Here is a 21,008-nt window from a genome sequence, read left to right on the forward strand (position 1 = left end):
GCAGGTTAAATAATTTTAGTGTTCTATTGAATTACTGTAACATCAAATAATATTTGTGCCCCTCCACCACCAGGCCCAATTCTATTACCATTTTGAGATGCAAAGCAAATCGTCAACACACCATTTGCACTTATTCTACACCAACTTATTATAACGTCATTCCGACCAGTATTTAAGTTATTTCTAGGATTTATCATAACAGTAGCCCCTGGAACGGCATTTGCTAAATTACCAGTTAAAGTAACAGTCACAATTAAATCACCACCAGGACCTCCTGGAATATTCTGATTAGGTATAGAAATTGTACCTTTTATTATCCCATTTAATACTGTACCTGTACCATTCACCCCAATTTTAGCGGTACCATTCACGTCTAAATTAGCTTGTGGGGTAGTAGTTTGTATGCCGACCTGTCCATTAGGATCCACTATACTTAAAGCCGTACCTGCTGAATTTTGCCATTCCTGCAAATTATTGGTTTGTGTGCCATTTGCTTGTATAATCAACCCTTTTCTATCGGTAGTATTCAATATTCTTGTATTGTAATTTCCAATACCACCCTGGAATGTTGGGAAAGTTGCAGTTCCTCGTCCACCTAAGAAATCCATACCCCAATAGGCACCTATTTGCAAGTTACGGCCTCCACCACCCTGCCATACAACATCACCGCCACTACTACCGATTCGAAAATCGCCGGTACCCGCAGAATTTGTAAACAATATTTGAGCAATATTGGTCTGGCTACTCTGTGCATCCACTTGTAAGATACTGGATGCACCAGGCTTAGATATATTAACCGTACCGGCCACATCTAATAAATTAGCCGTATTGGGTGTTCTACCAATACCTATTTGACCAGTAGACAATATTCTCAATCGTTCTAAAGAATTAGTTTTGGCAACAAAATCTACAGCATCTGTAGTACCAATAAAGTTGGTACCTGCGGTAGTACCGGTATTACCGGTTAAATACCAACCATTATTTGGGCCAGTTGGACCAGTAACTCCCGTAGCTCCTGTTTGGCCGGTTGCGCCTGTATTTCCTGTAGCACCCGTTTGACCAGTAGCACCTGTATTTCCTGTTGCACCTGTGTTACCAGTGGCTCCGGTTTGACCAGTGGCTCCTGTAGTTCCTGTTACACCTGTTTGGCCGGTGGCGCCGGTCTGTCCTGTGGTGCCTGTATTTCCGGTGGCGCCTGTATTTCCTGTTACTCCGGTTTGACCAGTCGCTCCTGTATTTCCTGTGGCACCTGTTTGGCCTGTGGCACCTGTTTGGCCTGTGGCTCCGGTTTGGCCTGTGGCTCCGGTCTGTCCAGTGGTGCCTGTTTGACCTGTTGAACCTGTGTTACCTGTTGCTCCAGTTTGGCCAGTGGTGCCTGTGTTACCAGTAGCACCTGTCTGTCCAGTGGTGCCTGTTTGACCTGTTGAACCTGTGTTACCTGTTGCTCCAGTTTGGCCAGTGGCGCCTGTATTTCCGGTGGCGCCTGTTTGGCCAGTGGTGCCTGTGTTACCAGTGGCTCCTGTTTGACCGGTTACTCCTGTGTTACCTGTTACTCCGGTTTGACCGGTGGATCCGGTATTTCCTGTTGCTCCGGTTTGGCCTGTGGCGCCTGTCTGTCCAGTGGTGCCTGTCTGACCGGTTGCTCCCGTTTGGCCTGTTACTCCTGTGTTACCTGTTACTCCGGTTTGGCCGGTGGCTCCGGTTTGGCCTGTGGCGCCTGTTTGACCTGTTACACCGGTATTTCCTGTCGCTCCGGTATTTCCTGTAGCGCCTGTTTGACCAGTTGAACCTGTGTTACCTGTTGCTCCGGTTTGACCGGTGGATCCGGTATTTCCTGTTTGGCCGGTGGTGCCTGTTGTTCCTGTGGCACCAGTTTGGCCGGTGGATCCGGTTTGACCTGTTACTCCTGTGTTACCTGTTACTCCGGTTTGACCGGTGGATCCGGTATTTCCTGTTTGGCCGGTGGTGCCTGTGGCGCCAGTTTGGCCTGTGGTGCCGGTAGCACCTTTTAAAGAGGCACCGGAATTGACCCAAATACCTGTATTTTTGGTATAAACATTTCCATTGGTTATATCTACATAACTATCCCCATTAAACCCCAATGAAGGAACAGGCACTCCTGAACCGGTTAACACATTCGCACCTGGTGTACCGGTGGTTCCTGTAGCACCGGTGGCCCCGGTTGCACCAGTAGGCCCTTTGGGAGAGTTTAAGGCATACAAGGCATAAGGCACGCTCAGCATTTCTGAGGCGCCCATATTCACATAACCTTGTCCTAAATCTATTTCTGTTTGGATGTATTGTTGTAATGGATTGGCCCAGTTGATGTCCGTAAATTTGGCACTGGTGGTCGGTGTTCCCCTTCCAATGTCTAAATAAAACAGGCCATATTGATTGGTAGTAACAGTTTGTGTTTCCTGGTATTCCAAGGTACGGTTGGGACTGGTTCCCAACAATATACTGATACGTACATTGATTTGCTGGTTACTAAGCAAAGCACCATTTAAACCCCGGGCAACAGCTTGGTATTTAAAGGATTGGGGTTGTGCATAGGCTACAGATACAAAGCCTGCCAATAAGAATAAGGTTAGTAAAGTCCATTTCACACAATCAAGATATTATTGTAGGTTGTATGCGCAATCTACGGTTAAATTCCTATTAACAATTTACTTCACGAAAATAATCATATTAAAAAGTTAAACGTTCAAGTAGGAATAAAATTACATGGTCGAAAAAATTCACCCGAATGGCTTATTTTACAGACGCATTAACTTTAATTCCCCACGGAAATTTTTATCGCTTCTTATTCTGATAAAATAAAAAGCCCTTACTAAATTAGTTACATCCAAATCAACATAAAAGAAATTATGATTAAAATACTCTACAGTAGTGGTTTGTAACACCCTTCCTAAGGCATCAATAATATCAATTGTATAAATTCCATTAGGTACATCCCTAAAACCTAATTTGACTTTCCCATCAATGGTGGGATTAGGAAATAAAACAAAATAGTTACTAAAATCACGATATATATTCTCTTGTATTTCAGGATCGGGTTGCTGAAAACCGTCTGTTATGGCTTTTCCCTGAAATAGATTGGGAAATAAATCAGCTACCGGCTCGCCTACGGTAAAGGAGATAGAAACGCTGCCCTGATCGGTATATCCACCGGCGGTAGCAACTACCTGACGTTGAATAGATTGCGCAGATACAGTAGTAGAAACAGCCAAAATAACTGCGATTATTGCTACAAAATAGTGTAGATTTATATACATTCATGTAGTTATTTAACTACAAAAATAATAATAATTTTGTAAGTACAAAAAAGTTACAGTAACTACACTAAATTTATTTTATTTAATTGTTAGGTAAGATTGTTAACGCTATGAGCTGATATTTTTGAATATCGTTACAAAAGCTGTTAAAAATTTTGAAAAGAATATTGAAATTTACCATAAATAAAATTGAATCATTATATATATTTACATATTATCCATTCAAATGGCAGCAACCCTGTAAACTATTTATTTATATGAAGGAACACAAGCATGTATACCTGCTTTTAGCCATTGTAATGCTCACAACGCTGGCGTATTGGAATCATTTTCAGAATGCTTTCCATTTTGATGATTCACACACTATTTTAAACAATGTTTACATCCGCAGTTTAAAAAACATCCCCTCTTTTTTTACCGATGGTACTACATTTAGTTCCCTGCCACAAAATCAGTCATACCGCCCATTGGTAAGTTTATCGTTAGCCATTGATTATTGGTTAGCCGATGGCTACCATCCCTTTTGGTTTCAGATGGATGATTTTATTGTTTTTCTGCTGCAGGGCATACTAATGTTTTATTTTATCTGGCAGTTATTTGAATTAGTGCAGCCCAATCCACAAAAAAATTACTGGCTGGCGGCTTTTGGTATAGCCTGGTATATGCTTCATCCCGCTAATGCAGAAACCATTAATTATATTATTGCCCGCAGCGATTTACAATCTACCTTATTTGTGGTATTGGCCTTTGTAGTGTACCAGTATTTTCCAAAATACAGAAAAAAATACCTGTACCTGCTGCCGGTTATTCTGGGTTCATTGGCAAAACCAACAACCATAATGTTTGCACCAATTTTTTTTATTTATCTTCTTTATTTCGAATACCGGTTAAGTATAGGGCAATTGTTTCAAAAAAAATACAGTAGTGAAATCAGGCAACTTACCAAACAGGTAATTCCGGCATTTTTTGTATGTGGATTCATGTATGGGTTCATTGATTGGATGACGCCCCCCACCTGGGTACCCGGAGGCACTTCTGCCATACAATACCTGCTTACACAACCCTATATTATTGCCCATTATTTCGGAATATTTTTTGTGCCCGTACATTTAAGTGCAGATACCGACTGGGGATTATTATCCGGTATTACTGACCCCCGTTTTTTTGCAGGATTGCTATTTGTATTGGCATTGGTACTCATTGCCATGATTACCTCTATGTACAAAAACTGGCGGCCGGTTAGTTTTGGTATTATCTGGTTTTTTCTGGCATTAATTCCAACATCCAGTATTTTTCCTTTGGCAGAAGTATTGAACTACCATCGTATTTTCTTTCCTTATATTGGTTTAATGATTAGCGTGGTATGGACCCTGGGCAGGGTATTAACCCCAGTAAAAATCTGGTTCCAACAAAAAGCATTACCCTATACAGCAACATTAGCTATTCTTGCAATGCTTTTTTTATCTGTATATGCTTATGGCACCATACAACGCAATGCAGTTTGGCATACAGAAGAAAGCCTTTGGAAAAATGTAACAGAAAACAGTTCCGCAAATGGCCGCGGCCTCATGAATTATGGCTTAACCCAAATGGCAAAAGGCGATTATGCAACGGCAGAGCAATATTTTATAGAAGCCCTGCATTTATTACCCAATTACCATGCTTTGCAAATTAATTTGGGTATTATAAATGACATAAAGGGTGATACAACCGCAGCAGCCGTTTATTTTAAAAGAGCATTGGCTTTAGGCCCTGCCTATCCGGAGAGCTGGTTTTTTTATGGCAGGTTTTTAATAAATCATCAACAATATGCAGCAGCCATTCCCTATTTTGTTAAAACAATTGAATTGTCGCCGGCACATATGGACGCCCGAACACTGCTGATGAAAGCCTACAGTGAAACTGCCCAATGGACATTGCTGAAAGATTTGGCCAATAATACCTTAACTATTTTACCCGATAATGCAACGGCAAAAGAATATTTGGTAATGGCATTAGCGCAAAAAAGTGGCTTGGCCATGCAGGAAGCACAAATAGACCAACAACCAGATGCGGGTAAATATTTAGACCTTAGCTTGGGCTATTACCAAAAAGGAGATTATATAAGCTGTATCAGAGCCGCAGAAAAGGCATTACAGTTAAAACCCAATTATCCGGAAGCGCTCAATAACATTGGCTCGGCTTATATTGGGCTGCACCAATATAATAAGGCCATTGAACCACTTCAAAAAGCAATTGCTTTAAAGCCCAACTTTCAACTGGCAATTAATAATTTGCAATTAGCCAACAAATTTATTCAATCACCAAAAAAATAGCCACCCACTCAATACTTTTATATATTAGATTAAATGCATCACATAACTTATAAAAAACTTAAATTATGACAGAAAATACATCCAATTTACAACCAGAGGAGAAAGAATTGAAACCTGCAGTAAAAAAATTATTAATCATTGCAGGCGTTGTTATTGTATTAAGTATTCCATTGGTTATTCTATTTTCCAGTGCACCCAAAAATAAAAACAATATAGCAGTTGAAAAAAAAGATACTGATATAGCTGCATTAGAACAATTAGCAAACAGCAATCCAACCTCTGCCAATGTTATTGCATTATCTGTGGCTTACATAAACAATAATATGCCCGGAAAAGCTGTAAAACCTTTAACCGATTTAATTAAAAAAGATCCTAAAAATGCTACCGCCTACAACAATTTAGGTGTGGCCAACATTCTATTAAAAAATTATCAAACCGGTATTGAGGCCTGTACAAAAGCCATTCAGATTGATACCAGTTTTCAATTGGCAAAAAACAATTTAAAATGGGGTTTAGATGAAAAGAACAAAGCCCTGAATTCCATTGAGGCCATGCAGGCTATTACGCTTGAAAAAAGAGATGCAGGTTATTTTGTACAATTAGGTTTATTGTATTTACAGGTAGGAAATTATGAAAAAAGTATGGCCACCTGGCAGGTAGGCATAGATAAATTTCCGGAAAATAAAGCTGTTTATTACAACAATATTGGTACCGCAATGGTATTAAAAAAAGATTATGATAAAGCAATTGAAATGTTTAATAAAGCATTAGCTGCCGACCCATCCAATCAATTAGTAAAAAACAACATTAACTGGGCACAACAGGAAAAAAAAGATAATGCACCACAATAGCAGTTCAATAATAAGAGTGTATATCATTTAAAGTACCAATATTCCCGGTATTTTTTTCATTTTTATCACCATGCCATACATCAAAAACAATTTAGTAATCATACTGCTCACTTTTGTATGCATCGCAGCGGGCAGTTATCTGTCATTTGAATACATTAATCAGCCTTTGGCAGGAACAGATGATGCAAATATCTTGTTTGTATATGCCAGAAATTTTACTACTGGTGCCGGTATTGTTTACAATGTGGGGGGCGAACATGTAGAAGGTTTTACCTGTTTGTTATATTTTTTTATTTGTAGTGCATGTTATTTGTTTAGCCCCAATCCCGAAGCATATATTTTTCTTGTTAACCTGTTTTTAGCTTTTGGGAGCATTGTGTTGTTAATGCAATCGATAGCAACAATTGCCATAAAGCTAAGCTTTAAAAAAATCAATACCTTGTTTTTGCAGGTAGGTTTGTTACTCTGGCTTTTCAGTAACCCGCTGTATTTTACATGGAATATTGTATCGCTGATGGATAGTGGCTTATATAGTTTTATAATTATAGCAGCGTTCAGTTATTTGATTCATTTAGCATTAACTGATGCCATTGATGAAAAGAAGATGGCCATTTGGTTAGCCCTGCTCATTGTTGCAATTATTTTAACCAGGCCGGAAGGCATTGTTTGGTGTATTTTGTTTATTGTATTGTATGCATTTATTTATTACCAAAAGAATAAATTTTTTTATCAGTTAACAGCATTATTAACCTGGCCTGTTATGGCATATTTTGGCAGTTTTCTATTATTAACCCTGTTTAGGATACTTTATTTTGGTTACCCACTACCCAATACCTTTTATGCAAAAGTTTCTGCTTCTATTACACAAACCATTGGTGATGGCGCTCAATATTTTTGGAACTTTTTACACTTATATGGCTTTCAATTGATTCCATTTTTAGTAATTGATATGGTATGGATAGGCTATCAATTTATTCGAGGAAGTAAAAATAATAAATTTTTAACATGTTTAATTATTTTTATATTTAGTATAACCGGTCTGCTTATTCCCATTTTAGAAGGCGCCGATCATTTTAGAGGATTTAGGATGTACCAACCCATTTATCCATTATTATATTTCATTTATATTAGTCCTGTATTTATTTTATCGCAGTTATCCTCCTTTAAAAAAATAGCTGCATACATGGGGGTATTGGGAGTAGCAATTTTTATTTTTGCAATATATGATTGGAATAAGTTTAAAAATAGCCAGCAATTTTCAAATTCATACAACAATTACCAATTCTCTATTTTTAATGAATTTTATATAGCCGCTAATGAGCGAGAGAATGGCCGGCATTTATCTGTTATTTTTGAAAATCGTTTACCAAGCATTGGTTACGGCTCTGCCGGAGGCATTGCCTATGGATACAAAGGCAATGTGTATGATATGATGGGTTTGAATAATACACTTATGGCACATGCAGATGCCATAAAGGAAGGTCCTAAAGGACATGAATCTTTTAATAAAAATGTATTCTATGATTTATCGCCTGACATATTGATGGCACAAACACCCAAGCCAATAAATGTAAATTTGCAGGCAGTTGACAATTATTATACCGACAGAGAGAGTTGGGATAATTTAATTTTTAAAGATCTATTCAATGATATGATGTTTAGAGACAAATATCAGTTGGCGGCTGTTATCAACCTGCAATATCCTGAATATTGTTGTGTGGGTTATTACAGAAAAGATTATTTGCAACAACTGATGATGCATCCAAATTTTAAAATAATGATTCATTAACCCATCCTATAAAAAGAATGAATAGATAAAAATAAATGAATGAATGGATGACAGTTATATTCAGATCAGAACAATAGGAGTACAGAAAAAATACACACCAACTTATTTATTTTTCTTGAAAAATGATTGTATAATGAGGCTTATCATCACAATAAACATAACAACAACAGGTATTACCCTGTTGAATCGGATTAATAATAGCAAATTATTTGTAATTAATTTGCCATGCAATAAGAAATAGAGATTGGGTAAATCAATAATCACCGCTGAAACAAATAGCAAAGGAATCCATTTTTTATAAAAAACATTTCTTTCATATAAAACAGGAAATAACGCCAAAACAGGTGCAACAGAAGCATATTGATACTCCCACACTGTATTATAACTCAGAAAAAAAGTGAATGTAATGGCCATTAATAACAATAAGGCAGTTTGAAATTTCATTTGTCTGTTTGATATAAATGGGACCAAAAAGGATAACAATATAGTAAGATATATAGGCAATTTATACCAAGCTGCATTCAATGGGTAGCCCAATAAAGTATCTATAAATACGGGAAAAGAAAATACATCTACATGCATCAACCTGTAATCGCTTTGTGCAATCAAATTCAGCCAGTGAATACTGTTGTCCTTCATGTATGCATTCAACACAAAATGATTTTGGTAAATGTTCATGTTGTTTTTTATGAATCCAAAATCAGTTGCCACTTTCAGCAGTTTTTCCAAACCAATTCCTTCCGGATTTAATACGGGAACAACGATAAATAGAAAAGAAACCACAGCATAAATACCTAAGCAAACAAGCGTAGTTTTTCGGGTTTGTTTCAGCAACAATAACAATGGGAGCATTAGTAAAACAATGGGTTTTGTAAAAAAAGAAATCAATAAACCCGCCATCAGATAACGATTCGCCTGTTGAATATTTGTATCAGTTAGTTCTGTAAAAGAAAAAGTATCTATTGCCAAAAAAATAAATGTCAATGCCAATATTAATGGCGCATGCATATTTCCTACATAAAACATCCAGAAAGTAGGAAAACCAAATAACATGAGCAACCAGGCTAATCTTTTTGATAAAAAGGAAGCCGCTCTTTTAGCTACTAACCAAGCAGCAAACAGCATCAGTAAAAAAGAAAAACCAACAAACAACCAGTAACTTGTCCAGGGTGCAAAAAATGCAAACCAACTACACACCAATACCCCAAAAGCAGGATGCCCCAAATACCAGGTTGCATAAGGACCATAAGGTACTCCACCCCAAGTATCGAACATACTGATTCCTGCTTTTAAATTTAAAAAAGTTTTGGGCAAAGCAAAATAGTCAATACCCTGTACCTGCAGATTCGCAGCATCATAAAAGAATGCATTGAGCCAACCGGTTTTTAATGAAGCCAGCATTATTATACACCATACAATGGTAATAACAGGTAAATAAAGAACCAAAGTATTTTTTAACTTAGTATTCATGTATGGGTTATTTTACAATCTTTGCTTTACAAAATTGATACGTCCTGCTGTATCCTAAAATTGCTTTTAATAAGCATCAAGCTAATTTCACCGCAATGCCTGCAACCAGGCCTCCAATAATGGCATTTCCTGTTCACCAACCAATTGCAGTTGAATCAAAGCATCATAACATTTTTTCAGGTTATCCCCTAAATGAGCTTTGCTGCTTTTTAATTGTAACCCATCTAATATTTGCTTTATTTGTTCATTGTGCAGGTAACCGGGTATTTCCTCTTCAAAGTCGCGCATTAAGTTATGTACATTACGTTCTTGCCACACCGTTGGTGAATAAAACAGCAGGTGCCAGTTGTTTTCCCAGGCAATGCGCTGGGCAATAAAACTGCGCCATATATCTGTCATTCTAAAACTGCAATAAGAAGGTAAATACAATAACGGGAACGCTTCTGCATACCAAACTGTATTCTGGCTGTTAAAAGGGCACCAGGTATGTTTACCCAATGCAATTTGTTTATTGACATCAAAGGTAATCCGCACATCACTAACCAACCGGTATACCGCATCTACATCGGGATTATCGTTGGCCAAACCCTGTTGAATGGGTGCTGTAATGGTTTGCGGAACAGCTTGCTGCAAGCCGGCAGGTGTATCTAAAATACGATCTAACGGCAGCCCTCGTGGCCATATTTTTTTATCGGTAAAATATTGATATACATTTACCCAATTACCCGTAGCCTCATAAACGGGCTGTGTGGTTTGCAGCGGAAAAAAATTGAAAAAATGTTCCGTACCAAAATTATCATCATCTGTTTCTATGATAACGGTACTGCCCTGCTGCATGGCCAGTAAATAACCAATATTTTTTCGGGCATAATGTTTTACAGGTAACAATGCAGCAAAGAGTTCATTTACCTGCTTTTGTTGTTCTATAGATAAAAATTGGCAGTCTTCAATAAAAAAATCATTGGGCGATTTGGTATCACCAATTACAATATAGTCTACATTATGTTGTTTACATAATACAGCATAGCTTTTCAGCACTTCATTGGGGGCTGCTATTGAGGTAATGACCAGACTAATTTTTTGTTGCATGATTTATAATTGATTGGGAGAACGTTTTGAAAAACGATTGACAAAATAATGCCACAACACTTCAATTGAATTTTTAATGGCTTTTTTAGAAACACTGGGCGAAGGCGCCTGATAGTGAATAGGAATTTCAGCATATTTTGAATGGCGCAATAAATACCTGATTTCCGTTTGATAAAAATGCGCTTTTGATAACAAAGGATACTCAATGATTTTTTTAACAATGGAAGCATGAAACCCCTGGTAACCGGAAGTCATATCATACATTTTTGTACCCAACAGCAGGTTCGATAAAAAAGTGCCAGTACGCGATAAAAATACCCGGGATGGCGGTGATTTTACCATAGAACCTCCATTAATAAACCGACTGCCGAAAGCACATTCATTTCCTTCATTCAATACCCGCAAAAACATGGGAATGGCTTTGGGGTCGTGGCTCATGCCTGCATCCATTTCAATGATAATATCGTGACCTTTATGGTACGCTTCTTTATATCCACGGATATAGGCATCTACCACATTTTTATTTTCAGGAGCAAATACCGTAATAAATCTTGCATCTTTTTCCGATAATGCACGGCAAAGTTCTAAAGTGCGGTCTTTTGAAACGGTATCTACCACCAAATAAACGGTACCGGTTTGCAGTCGGTTTAATACGGCTGTCAATTCCTGTATAAACTCATCAAAATCTGTTTCCTCATTGGCCATGGGTATAATGGCTGCCCAATTATTATCGTAGTACATCAGTTGTTGTTAGTGTAATGAATGAGTGTTGTTAATGGTTGGCATCGGTGTGCTCTAATTTTGTTTTCATCAGGGCAATTTCCTGTGATAACTGTTTAATATCGTTTTGCAATTTGGAAGCCACAATACTTAAATGTAACAGGTAAATTAATATGGCAAAAATAGCACCGGTAAATACCAGATTCGGGGCTTCATATACACCCAGCAAATGTGCCATTATATCTAATCCCTTCCGCCAAAAAGAAAATACCATGATAAATAAAGTACAGATAATCCATACAATGGCATATTCCTCCCTTAATTTCCCTTTTACAATTAAGCGGGCAATATAAGCTAAGAATAAAATATTGGTAACAATAGTGAGGATTTGAATGCGTATCATAATCATGAATTTGAATGACGAATAAAGGTAAAAAACATACTCAGTGTAACTTTTAAGCTATAATAAACAGAGGCGGTTTTTCCAATAGAAGATGCTCCGCCCTGCCGTTCACGCATCAATACCGGCACTTCAACAATGGTACAACCGGCTTTAGAAAACAAGATTAATGATTCAGGTTCAGGATATTCATCGGGATAATAGGCAGCCGCAAGTGCAATAGCTTTTTGGTTGAGGAGCCGAAAGCCCGAAGTACTGTCGAATATCCTATTACCGGTAAACAAACGGTTGAGCCAGTGAAAATAGCGAATGCCCATTCGGCGAATCAATGACGACTGAAACCCACCACCGTTACCCACAAAACGCGAACCAATAACCACATCGGCCTGTTGTTCTTTTTGTGCCGCTAATAAAACCTGTACCTGATTAGGTGGATGCTGACCATCGCCATCTAACTGAATGGCCATATCATAGCCATTGCGGTACGCATATTTAATACCTGTTTGAACGGCACCGCCAATACCCAGATTCATGGGTAAATCAACCAATGTTACCTGAAAACGGCGGGCCACTTGTGCTGTTCCATCTTTCGAACAATCATTGACCACCAGCACATCTACCTGATAATTTTCCGGGAAACAGGTAGCTGCCAACTCGGATAACAGACCTGGCAAAGCTGTTTCTTCATTGTAACAAGGTAAAATCAGCAGTACTTTTTGTTGCATAGCAAATGGTTGGCAGCAGAGCTTTACTGCCTTTTACTTTCAATAATAAGCATTTTATGAAATATAATTTTCATTCAGCAAAAATATTCATACACCGTACTGCTTTACTTTCCCCATACCCCCAGTGTTGCCAGGTAAGATAATCCATTGAATAAATATACTGCCGGTGCATTCCAGTTGATAGCAATTTCGTTGCAGGCATAGGCTTTATCATTATCAGTATAAGCAGTTTCAGGAAAAGTATTGGGATAGATTTGCCCATCTTGTTTACCGGGGTTAGGACCACCCACCAATAATCCGGGAACAGGAGGTTCAATTCCATCGGCAATAGAAGGCCGATGGTGCGGATGCATGGGACTTTTTGAACCGAAGCCGGTAACATAACAATATCCTGTGACATTGCGGCCCAATAAATAATCGGCATTGGATAGCGCCCCGTTGATGTAGCGCCGTTGGCCGGTGAGCATAAAAGCATGCAATAACCAAATACCCTGATTGGCTGCAACAGCATTGCTGCCCCAGATAAAATCGTTGGCCGATTGTCCCATTACCGTATGCATGGCCCCATTGGCATGTTGCAACAAGTCATCTGCCTTTTTTATGAATACAGCATAAAGCGAATCGGTTAACGGCAACAATTTTTGAGGCAATGCTTTGCGGTGTTCCAACAAACTATACATACCCAGCGCTGTTACCTGGCTCCAGGAAGGAATGGTAACGGGAGGCACTTTATATTGCAACAGCCAATTGGCATACACGGCCTCTTTAGTGGTAACTGCCAGTTCGGCTGCTGCCCAAAACCATTCATCTAACAGTTGGGTATCGCCATAAGCGCCCGTTGTAATAGCGGGTTTAAATTTTGTATTCATTTGCTCTTGCCGGTAATCAATATTGGGATGCAGTTCGGCCCATTGCCAGGCATGTACAGCGGCCTGTTTGCAGGAATCTGACAAGCCCGGTAATTCCTGATTCCATTTGGCAAATAATCTGGCTGCCTGAGCCATTACTGCAGCAAAATCTAAAGTAGCAGCAGTAGATTTTTGTACTATATAACGGGGTTGCGTTGCTACATTGGGCATTACCATACCATCAAAAACAGCATTGGTGCATTTGTGGTATACACCGCCATCGGTATCCTGCATGGTGAGCATCCAACGCAGGTTGTACAAAACTTCATCAATAAGATCGGGTAACCAATTGTTACTTTCCGGAATATTGAGTGCAAGGCTATCGAAATATGGTGCAAAATCGGAATAAGCGCTCAGCAAAGTGGCTACCGTTATGCCAGAATTTACGATGTATTTGTTGTAATCGCCTGCATCGTACCAGCCGCCGGGCACTGAAACAGTGCTACCTGCCGGGCGTTGTGGTGTTGCAGCGGATGGATGAATCATTACCAAAGTATCGGGATGCCCTTCGGCCCTTTGCCAGATGCCTGCATATTGTTGCAATAAGGGCATTGAGGCGCGCTGATAATAAAAGCCTTTGATGAGTGCCTTACCAACCATATAAAAAGGCTGTGCGTTAATGTTGATAACAGGTTGGTTTTGTACCCCGGTCACTAATAGCCGATAACTACCCGGTTGCTGAAAGGCACTAAAATCGGCCAATTGCACCGGCATTTGGTTGGCATACTGATCTAACCTGGCAGGTAACAATTGCCCAGTATAAACCGTATCACCTGTTGGCAATGCGGTAAGATAAAAGCGACTGCCTTGTGCCATATTGCATATAGCAGCAATTTTGGGGGCATGAGTACCATAGCCCAACTGATTAACTTGTATTTGCTGTGCCTTGCCGGATACTGCGCATACCATTCCTGTTACAAACAGGGCAATGGAAATTTTATAAAGTTGCATAGTTCCAATTATAAATGATGAAAGAATTAAAAGAGCAAGTTAAAACAAAAGCGTGAGCAGCATCATATATTAAAAAAAGAACCATTCGTTGATAAATGCCGCATACTTGCGGGTAATGCTTATTTTTGCGGGCTCAACTGCCGCATAGCGCGTTACAATACAAGTGTGCGCAACGGCAGTTGATTAAAGTGATATAGATGACTACAAAAAACTATCAAAGATTATTGGTAACCGCCGCCCTTCCCTATGCAAATGGCCCGGTGCATATTGGCCATTTGGCGGGTTGTTATTTACCGGCAGATATTTATGTGCGCTACCAGAAAGCACAAAAAAGGGATGTACAATTTGTGTGTGGAAGTGATGAACATGGGGTACCTATTACGATACGTGCTATGAAAGAAGGCATAACACCGCAGGAAGTAGTAGATAAATACCATGCTTTGATCAAAGAAAGCTTTGCACAAATGGGCATTGCATTTGATATTTTTTCCCGTACCTCTAATCCAGTGCATCATGAAACTGCTGCCGCTTTTTTTAAAAAATTGTATAATGAAGGTTTATTTGAAGAAAAAGAAACCGAACAATATTTTGATGAAACCACCCAAACATTTCTGGCTGACCGGTATATTACCGGCACCTGCCCGGTGTGCGGCAGTCTGTCTGCGTATGGCGATCAGTGTGAAAAATGCGGCACTTCATTAAGTCCGGAGCAACTGATCCATCCACGCAGTACTTTAAGCGATGCCATACCTGTTAAAAAGAAAACCAAACACTGGTATTTTCCGTTACAAAACTATGAGCCCTGGTTAAAAGAATGGATTATTGAAGGGCACAAAGAATGGAAGAACAATGTATATGGGCAATGCAAAAGCTGGTTAGACAATGGTTTGCAGCCACGTGCCATGACGAGAGACAGCAACTGGGGCGTAAAAGTACCATTACCCGATGCGGCAGGAAAAGTATTGTATGTTTGGTTTGATGCCCCTATCGGATATATTTCTGCCACCAAAGAACTTACCCCGCAATGGAAAGATTACTGGTGTAAAGAAGATACTAAATTGGTACACTTTATTGGCAAGGATAATATTGTATTTCATTGTATTATATTTCCGGCCATGTTGAAAGCACACGGTAATTTTGTGTTACCGGATAATGTGCCGGCCAATGAATTTTTAAATATTGAAGGCGAAAAAGTATCTACCTCACGCAACTGGGCTGTTTGGGTACATGAATATGTAAAAGACTTTCCTGAACAACAGGATGTGCTGCGGTATGTGTTATGTGCCAATGCCCCCGAAACAAAAGACAATGATTTTACCTGGAAAGATTTTCAAGACAGGAACAACAGCGAACTGGTGGCCATATTTGGAAATTTTGTGAACAGAACTTTTGTGCTGATGCATAAATTATGCAACGGAAAGGTGCCACAGTTACACAATGTACATTTAGATGAAACAGACCACGCTTTAATTGCCGATATTCAAAAGGCAAAAACAAAAGTGGAAGAAAATTTAGAACAATATAAATTCAGAGATGCATTATTTGAAGTGATTGACCTGTCAAGAAAAGGTAATCAGTATTTACAGAAAAAAGAACCCTGGAAGAAAGCAGGAAATGTTGCAGAAGATCCTATTAGTCAGCAACTGATTGACAATTGTTTGCACTTAAGCTTACAACTAACCGCCAATCTGGCTATTTTAATCAACCCCTTTCTGCCGCATACTGCCGGCAAAATGTTGCACATGATGAAAGTAGTAGAGAAAATGTTAGAATGGCAAAATGCCGGTAGTTTAAATTTATTGCGAGTTGGCTATTCATTAAGAGCACCGCAATTGTTGTTCAGAAAAATAGAAGATGAAGAAATTGCCGCACAAGTACAAAAACTACAAACACAAAGTAAACCTTTAAACAACACAGCCGCTATGGAAACTACAGCACCTGAATACAAGCCCCTAAAACCGGAAATTGTATATGATGATTTTGCAAAATTAGACTTTAGAGTAGGGACAATTGTTGCAGCCGAAAAAGTGGTCAAGGCTGATAAATTATTGCAATTAACAATAGATATGGGCTTTGAAACACGCACCATTGTATCGGGCATTGCAGAACATTTTACACCGGAAGCCATTGTTGGTAAACAGGTAACCGTTGTGGCCAATTTAGCACCGAGAAAAATGAGGGGTATTGAAAGTAATGGCATGATATTAATGGCTGAAGACAGTAAAGGCAAATTACATTTTATACATCCCGAAGATGTAACTGAAAATGGAAGTGAAGTAAGATAAAGGCTGATAGAATACATCATAAAAATGCCGCTCTGAAATATAAATGGAGCGGCATTTGTGTATTTAAAAATAGTAATTACGCTTTATCGTAATGGGCACATTCTTTCATTTCTTTTTCTGAATAAGCCAGCCCATATTGTTTTAACACATCATCGGGTACACCATTCCATTGGTTGGGCACATTACCCATATAGCCAATATCTTTCACACCCATTTCTGAGGTATAAAAACCGGTTACCACCAAATCACGCATTTTATTAAAAAAAGAAACCCCTTGCGACATTTCGGGTTTTGCTTTATTAGGATAAGCAATAGCATCTACCATTTCTAATTGTTGTTGTGCCGTGCAATCTTTAAAGGCATGTCCATATTTATTGAGGCAATGCATATCTAACCAACGCAAGCCACCCCTTAAGGGTAATTGGTGTTCGGGCATATCATTGACAATAAACGCAATAAATTCAGGCACTTTTGCTTCAGTTGCGCTTCCACTTACTTCATCTTTCGGAATAATAATATCTGAAAGAATGGCAATGGTGGCCATTTCATGCTCATCAAAAAACTTTTCTGCTGCTACTTTTTCATAGTGTTTTTTTTCTTCCGCCATTCTGTCGGGACCAAGGAAAGGGTTGGCACTTAATGTAGAAGCATCGGTAACTTTTTTATCTGCATTTTTACAGGCTTCTACCAACACGCCTGCAGAGGCAGTAGTAATGAATAATGCTTTAATAGATTTTCTTCTGTCCATAAAATATTATTTTGTATGAATTGTAGATTGTTGAGTGGCAAGAATCAGTATCAGTAAGCTGTTGGTGCCATAAAATTGCACAGCAGCATTACAATACTGCCTGAAATGCACATTTGCATCCATATCATTTCTGCTTTTTCCCATTAAATATTTTGTTTTTTCATTTGGTCAATAATATATTCACTGGCACGCATAGATAAAGCAAGAATAGTCCAGGTAATATTTTTATCTGCCTGTGATACAAATTGTCCGCCATCTACACAAAATACGTTTTTACAATCGTGCGCCTGACTCCATTTATTCAGCGCAGATGTTTTAGGATCATTACCCATTCTAACGGTGCCGGCTTCATGTATAATATTACCTGGATTTGCAAGACCCCAGTTATTGTGCGGACCATTATCTGCACCCCAGGTTATAACGGCACCCATTTGGTGCATAATTTCCTGAAAGGTTTCGTGCATGTGTTTGGCTTGTTTAATTTCATAATCGGTATAAGTAGTATTGAAACGCAGTACAGGAATACCGAATTTATCTACCACACTCGGGTCAATTTCACAATAACTGTCGGCTCTTGCTATGGCTTCGCCCCTGCCGGCCATTCCAAAACTGGCACCATAAAAAAAGCGGATATCCTCTTTTAATGAAGCACCATAACCGCCGGCTTCTTTGGTTTTACCATGTACTGCAAATTTTCCGTTTAAAGATTGTATGCCCATGCCAATGCCATAGGCAGGTTGTTGCATGCCTCCCCAATATTCAATGTGATAGCCACGGGGGAAATCTAATTTTTTATTATCTAACCACCAGGGCGTATACACATGCATACCGCCAACACCGTCTTCATTGTATCGTTTTCTGTCAAATAATTGTGGCAATACCCCACCCATACCTGCGCCTGTAGAATCGTGTAAATATTTTCCTACCACATTGCTGCTATTGGCCAGCCCATTGGGATGCCGGCTCGATTTAGAATTGAGTAATAAGCGAGCACTTTCACAGGCACTGGCCCCTAAAATAACCACTCTGCCCATTACCTGATATTCCAGCATATCCGTTTTATTAACATAGGAAACGCCTGTAGCCAGTCCGTCGCTACCGGTCAGTACTTCTCTTGCCATAGCATTGGTAATTAAATCAACATTACCGGTAGCCATTGCAGGTTTTACCAATACAGAAGAAGAAGAAAAATCGCCATATACTTTGCAGCTTCTGTTGCATTGAGCGCAGAAGAAACAGGCACCACGGTCTTTATTAATGGGTTTGGTTAAAATAGATAAACGAGAGGGAATTACCGGAATATTAATACCTGCTGCTGATTTCTGCAGCATCAATTCATGCAGCCTTGGTTTGGGGGGTGGTAAAAAAACACCATCCGGATCGTTGGGCAAACCTTCATTGGTACCAAATACGCCAATTAAGCGGTCAATTTTATCATAGTAAGGTTTCACATCCTCATAGCCAATTGGCCAGTCATCACCCAGGCCGTCAATACTTTTTCTTTTAAAATCTTTAGGGCCAAAACGTAGCGAAATTCTTCCCCAGTGGTTGGTGCGGCCACCTACCATTCTAGCACGCCACCAATCCCATTTGGTACCATTGGCATGGGTATAAGGTTCACCATCAATTTCCCAGCCCCAGTAGCAACCGTCAAAATCGCCAAAAGGACGAAACTTGGTGCTGGCGCCACGCCGGGGTGACTCCCATGGATTTTTTAACTGATCAGAATTAATAGCCGGATCGTAATTGGGTCCAGCTTCTAATAAACATACTTTTAAGCCTGCATTGGCCAGCACATAAGCAGCCATACCGCCACCGGCACCGGAGCCAATAATAATGGCATCGTACTTTTTTGCTGCTTTTTTAATTTGTAATACACCCATAATATGGTAGGATTTTAATGTTTGATTCGGATGTTTGAAAGTAATGATTTTTGCAGCAATTCAAGTGAAAGATGGCCATTTTATTTTGCAGGTTAAAGCAGGATTAAAATTGTATGACAAGCAGTAAAAATAGTACCATATTTTGATGGTTAAGTATAAGCCACAACTTCAATTATCCTATAACTTTTTTCATTGAAATAAAAAACAGCAAAAAACAGTGCAGGAATCTGAAACTTACTTAACTTAATTGCATCATTAAAAAAATAAAAACAACCATGCAAGCCATTCTATTCACACATGTGTACAAGCATACCCGAAAAAAAATGTTGCTATTGGCCGTATGCATCAGTTTAATTGTTACAGCAAAGGCAACAGACAGTACTTATGCAGAAAAATTAGGCTTTCCAAAAGGAGCAAAAGTAGTGATATTACATGTAGATGATGCCGGCATGAGCTATGAATCGAATGAAGGTGCCATATTAGCATTAACCAAAGGGGTGGCCACTTCAACCAGTGTAATGATGCCCTGCTCATGGGTGCCCGGATTTGTACAATTTTTAAAAGAACATCCACAGATAGATGCCGGGTTGCATTTAACCTTAACCGCTGAATGGAAAAATTATCGTTGGGGACCGCTCAGCGGCAAACCTGCTACACAGGGACTGGTAGATCAGCAGGGCTGTTTATGGCCCAATGTGGCCGATGTAGTACAGCATGCCAGTGCCGCGGAAGTAGCTACTGAAATCAATGCACAACTGCAAAGAGCTTTAACAATGGGCTTTACACCCACCCATGTAGATACACACATGGGCACCTTATTGGCTACACCTGCTTTTGCAGAACAATATATTCAATTGGGTATAAAGAACCATATTCCGGTGATGTTGCCCGGCGGACACGCTACCCTGATTGCCCTGCAAATGCATGCATCGCAACAATTGATGGCACAAATGCATTTCATGGGTAATTTATTATGGAAAGCCGGCTTACCCGTTTTAGATGATTTGTACAATGAAAGCTATGATTGGGTAAACCCAACAAATACATTACAAAACGATAGCCTTTTGCAAGCCTACAGAACCAATCGTTATATAGCTGCATTAGATAGCCTGCAACCCGGCATTACCATGGTAATTATGCATTGCACAGCTACTACCCCACAATTCAAATATATATCTGACAGCGGCCCCACACGCCGCGGCGATTTATTAGCCATGCTCGATCCACGATTAAAAGCTTATATTCAAGAAAAAGGGATTATTTTAACTACCTGGCGGGAATTAATGCAACGAAGAAGTAAACTACCCTAACACTCCCTATCCTTACTTTTGTAAAAGCCTGTATTTTCCTATAAAATTAGTTGCATAGCTAACTATTTTTTATTTAGCTTTGGAGGAAAGTTTTGTTTTTAATCAAGTTACATGGTCATAATGTGTAAAACGCATGTTTACATAAATGAAGTTACAACAACGCTTTATTGGTGGTAAACATGTATTTAAAAATATACTATCACAGGATGGTTTCAAACAATTAAAACTATCGTATAAAAAAATACATTAGCATAGTAATCACCAACTTTCGGTATTACTGTTGCTTGAA

General features: G+C 39.2%; 15 protein-coding genes. 5 read left to right on the plus strand and 10 right to left on the minus strand.

From position 1 onward, the window contains the following. Positions 1-23 precede the first annotated feature (23 nt). Positions 24-2,606 (minus strand): beta strand repeat-containing protein, encoded by a 2,583-nt coding sequence (locus tag JK139_RS15740; protein WP_317196292.1) that lies wholly within the window; start codon positions 2,604-2,606, stop codon positions 24-26. A gap of 150 nt (positions 2,607-2,756) precedes the next feature. After that, a complete protein-coding gene (locus JK139_RS04510; protein ID WP_218330670.1) occupies positions 2,757-3,275 on the minus strand; it encodes a T9SS type A sorting domain-containing protein in 519 nt (172 codons plus the stop codon). A gap of 257 nt (positions 3,276-3,532) precedes the next feature. Here JK139_RS04510 and JK139_RS04515 point away from each other — a divergent pair, with 257 nt between their 5' ends. The 3 genes from JK139_RS04515 (at position 3,533) to JK139_RS04525 (ending at position 8,230) form a co-directional block, all read left to right on the plus strand. Continuing rightward, positions 3,533-5,590, plus strand: a complete 2,058-nt coding sequence (locus JK139_RS04515) for a tetratricopeptide repeat protein (protein WP_218330671.1) — start codon at positions 3,533-3,535, stop codon at positions 5,588-5,590. Between the two features lie 65 nt (positions 5,591-5,655). Further along, positions 5,656-6,441, plus strand: a complete 786-nt coding sequence (locus tag JK139_RS04520; RefSeq protein ID WP_074419682.1) for a tetratricopeptide repeat protein — start codon at positions 5,656-5,658, stop codon at positions 6,439-6,441. Positions 6,442-6,511: 70 nt separating this feature from the next. After that, positions 6,512-8,230, plus strand: coding sequence for a glycosyltransferase family protein (locus JK139_RS04525; protein ID WP_218330672.1), 1,719 nt, complete (start codon positions 6,512-6,514; stop codon positions 8,228-8,230). Positions 8,231-8,332: 102 nt separating this feature from the next. On the opposite strand, the gene JK139_RS04530 is transcribed toward JK139_RS04525, so the two are convergent. The 6 genes from JK139_RS04530 to JK139_RS04555 all read right to left on the minus strand — a co-directional run bounded on the left by JK139_RS04530 (position 8,333) and on the right by JK139_RS04555 (position 14,493). Further along, positions 8,333-9,700: a hypothetical protein gene (locus JK139_RS04530; protein ID WP_218330673.1), complete on the minus strand. Its 1,368-nt coding sequence runs from the start codon at positions 9,698-9,700 to the stop codon at positions 8,333-8,335. A gap of 87 nt (positions 9,701-9,787) precedes the next feature. Then, the gene (locus JK139_RS04535; RefSeq protein WP_218330674.1) at positions 9,788-10,789 is read right to left on the minus strand and encodes an STELLO glycosyltransferase family protein; all 1,002 of its coding nucleotides are present in this window, start codon (positions 10,787-10,789) and stop codon (positions 9,788-9,790) included. Between the two features lie 3 nt (positions 10,790-10,792). After that, positions 10,793-11,530, minus strand: coding sequence for a glycosyltransferase (locus JK139_RS04540; RefSeq protein ID WP_218330675.1), 738 nt, complete (start codon positions 11,528-11,530; stop codon positions 10,793-10,795). A 31-nt stretch (positions 11,531-11,561) separates the two neighbouring features. Then, positions 11,562-11,912: a DUF2304 domain-containing protein gene (locus tag JK139_RS04545; RefSeq protein ID WP_179853185.1), complete on the minus strand. Its 351-nt coding sequence runs from the start codon at positions 11,910-11,912 to the stop codon at positions 11,562-11,564. A gap of 2 nt (positions 11,913-11,914) precedes the next feature. Continuing rightward, positions 11,915-12,634: a glycosyltransferase family 2 protein gene (locus tag JK139_RS04550; protein ID WP_074419004.1), complete on the minus strand. Its 720-nt coding sequence runs from the start codon at positions 12,632-12,634 to the stop codon at positions 11,915-11,917. A gap of 104 nt (positions 12,635-12,738) precedes the next feature. Then, positions 12,739-14,493, minus strand: a complete 1,755-nt coding sequence (locus JK139_RS04555) for a glycoside hydrolase family 9 protein (RefSeq protein WP_218330676.1) — start codon at positions 14,491-14,493, stop codon at positions 12,739-12,741. Between the two features lie 197 nt (positions 14,494-14,690). Here JK139_RS04555 and metG point away from each other — a divergent pair, with 197 nt between their 5' ends. Next, positions 14,691-16,778, plus strand: a complete 2,088-nt coding sequence (metG, locus tag JK139_RS04560; protein ID WP_218330677.1) for a methionine--tRNA ligase — start codon at positions 14,691-14,693, stop codon at positions 16,776-16,778. Between the two features lie 76 nt (positions 16,779-16,854). Here metG and JK139_RS04565 read toward each other — a convergent pair whose 3' ends face one another. Together JK139_RS04565 and JK139_RS04570 are read right to left on the minus strand one after the other, a co-directional pair. Next, on the minus strand, positions 16,855-17,526 hold the full coding sequence (locus tag JK139_RS04565) for a gluconate 2-dehydrogenase subunit 3 family protein (RefSeq protein WP_074419001.1): 672 nt from the start codon (positions 17,524-17,526) through the stop codon (positions 16,855-16,857). A gap of 143 nt (positions 17,527-17,669) precedes the next feature. After that, positions 17,670-19,409: a GMC family oxidoreductase gene (locus JK139_RS04570; RefSeq protein WP_074419000.1), complete on the minus strand. Its 1,740-nt coding sequence runs from the start codon at positions 19,407-19,409 to the stop codon at positions 17,670-17,672. Positions 19,410-19,684: 275 nt separating this feature from the next. Here JK139_RS04570 and JK139_RS04575 point away from each other — a divergent pair, with 275 nt between their 5' ends. Further along, entirely contained in the window at positions 19,685-20,719 is a 1,035-nt protein-coding gene (locus JK139_RS04575) for a polysaccharide deacetylase family protein (protein ID WP_228733118.1), read from the plus strand. Positions 20,720-21,008 lie beyond the last annotated feature (289 nt).

This window comes from Hydrotalea lipotrueae, from assembly GCF_019249625.1.
Taxonomy (GTDB): Bacteria; Bacteroidota; Bacteroidia; order Chitinophagales; family Chitinophagaceae; genus Hydrotalea; species Hydrotalea flava.

What these genes read in the sequence shown, in the direction of transcription:
- JK139_RS04510 (WP_218330670.1), bottom strand. Translation starts at nt 3,275, where the DNA reads ATGTATATAAATCTACACTATTTTGTAGCAATAATCGCAGTTATTTTG.
- JK139_RS04515 (WP_218330671.1), top strand. Translation starts at nt 3,533, where the DNA reads ATGAAGGAACACAAGCATGTATACCTGCTTTTAGCCATTGTAATGCTC.
- JK139_RS04520 (WP_074419682.1), top strand. Translation starts at nt 5,656, where the DNA reads ATGACAGAAAATACATCCAATTTACAACCAGAGGAGAAAGAATTGAAA.
- JK139_RS04525 (WP_218330672.1), top strand. Translation starts at nt 6,512, where the DNA reads ATGCCATACATCAAAAACAATTTAGTAATCATACTGCTCACTTTTGTA.
- JK139_RS04530 (WP_218330673.1), bottom strand. Translation starts at nt 9,700, where the DNA reads ATGAATACTAAGTTAAAAAATACTTTGGTTCTTTATTTACCTGTTATT.
- JK139_RS04535 (WP_218330674.1), bottom strand. Translation starts at nt 10,789, where the DNA reads ATGCAACAAAAAATTAGTCTGGTCATTACCTCAATAGCAGCCCCCAAT.
- JK139_RS04540 (WP_218330675.1), bottom strand. Translation starts at nt 11,530, where the DNA reads ATGTACTACGATAATAATTGGGCAGCCATTATACCCATGGCCAATGAG.
- JK139_RS04545 (WP_179853185.1), bottom strand. Translation starts at nt 11,912, where the DNA reads ATGATACGCATTCAAATCCTCACTATTGTTACCAATATTTTATTCTTA.
- JK139_RS04550 (WP_074419004.1), bottom strand. Translation starts at nt 12,634, where the DNA reads ATGCAACAAAAAGTACTGCTGATTTTACCTTGTTACAATGAAGAAACA.
- JK139_RS04555 (WP_218330676.1), bottom strand. Translation starts at nt 14,493, where the DNA reads ATGCAACTTTATAAAATTTCCATTGCCCTGTTTGTAACAGGAATGGTA.
- metG (WP_218330677.1), top strand. Translation starts at nt 14,691, where the DNA reads ATGACTACAAAAAACTATCAAAGATTATTGGTAACCGCCGCCCTTCCC.
- JK139_RS04565 (WP_074419001.1), bottom strand. Translation starts at nt 17,526, where the DNA reads ATGGACAGAAGAAAATCTATTAAAGCATTATTCATTACTACTGCCTCT.
- JK139_RS04570 (WP_074419000.1), bottom strand. Translation starts at nt 19,409, where the DNA reads ATGGGTGTATTACAAATTAAAAAAGCAGCAAAAAAGTACGATGCCATT.
- JK139_RS04575 (WP_228733118.1), top strand. Translation starts at nt 19,685, where the DNA reads ATGCAAGCCATTCTATTCACACATGTGTACAAGCATACCCGAAAAAAA.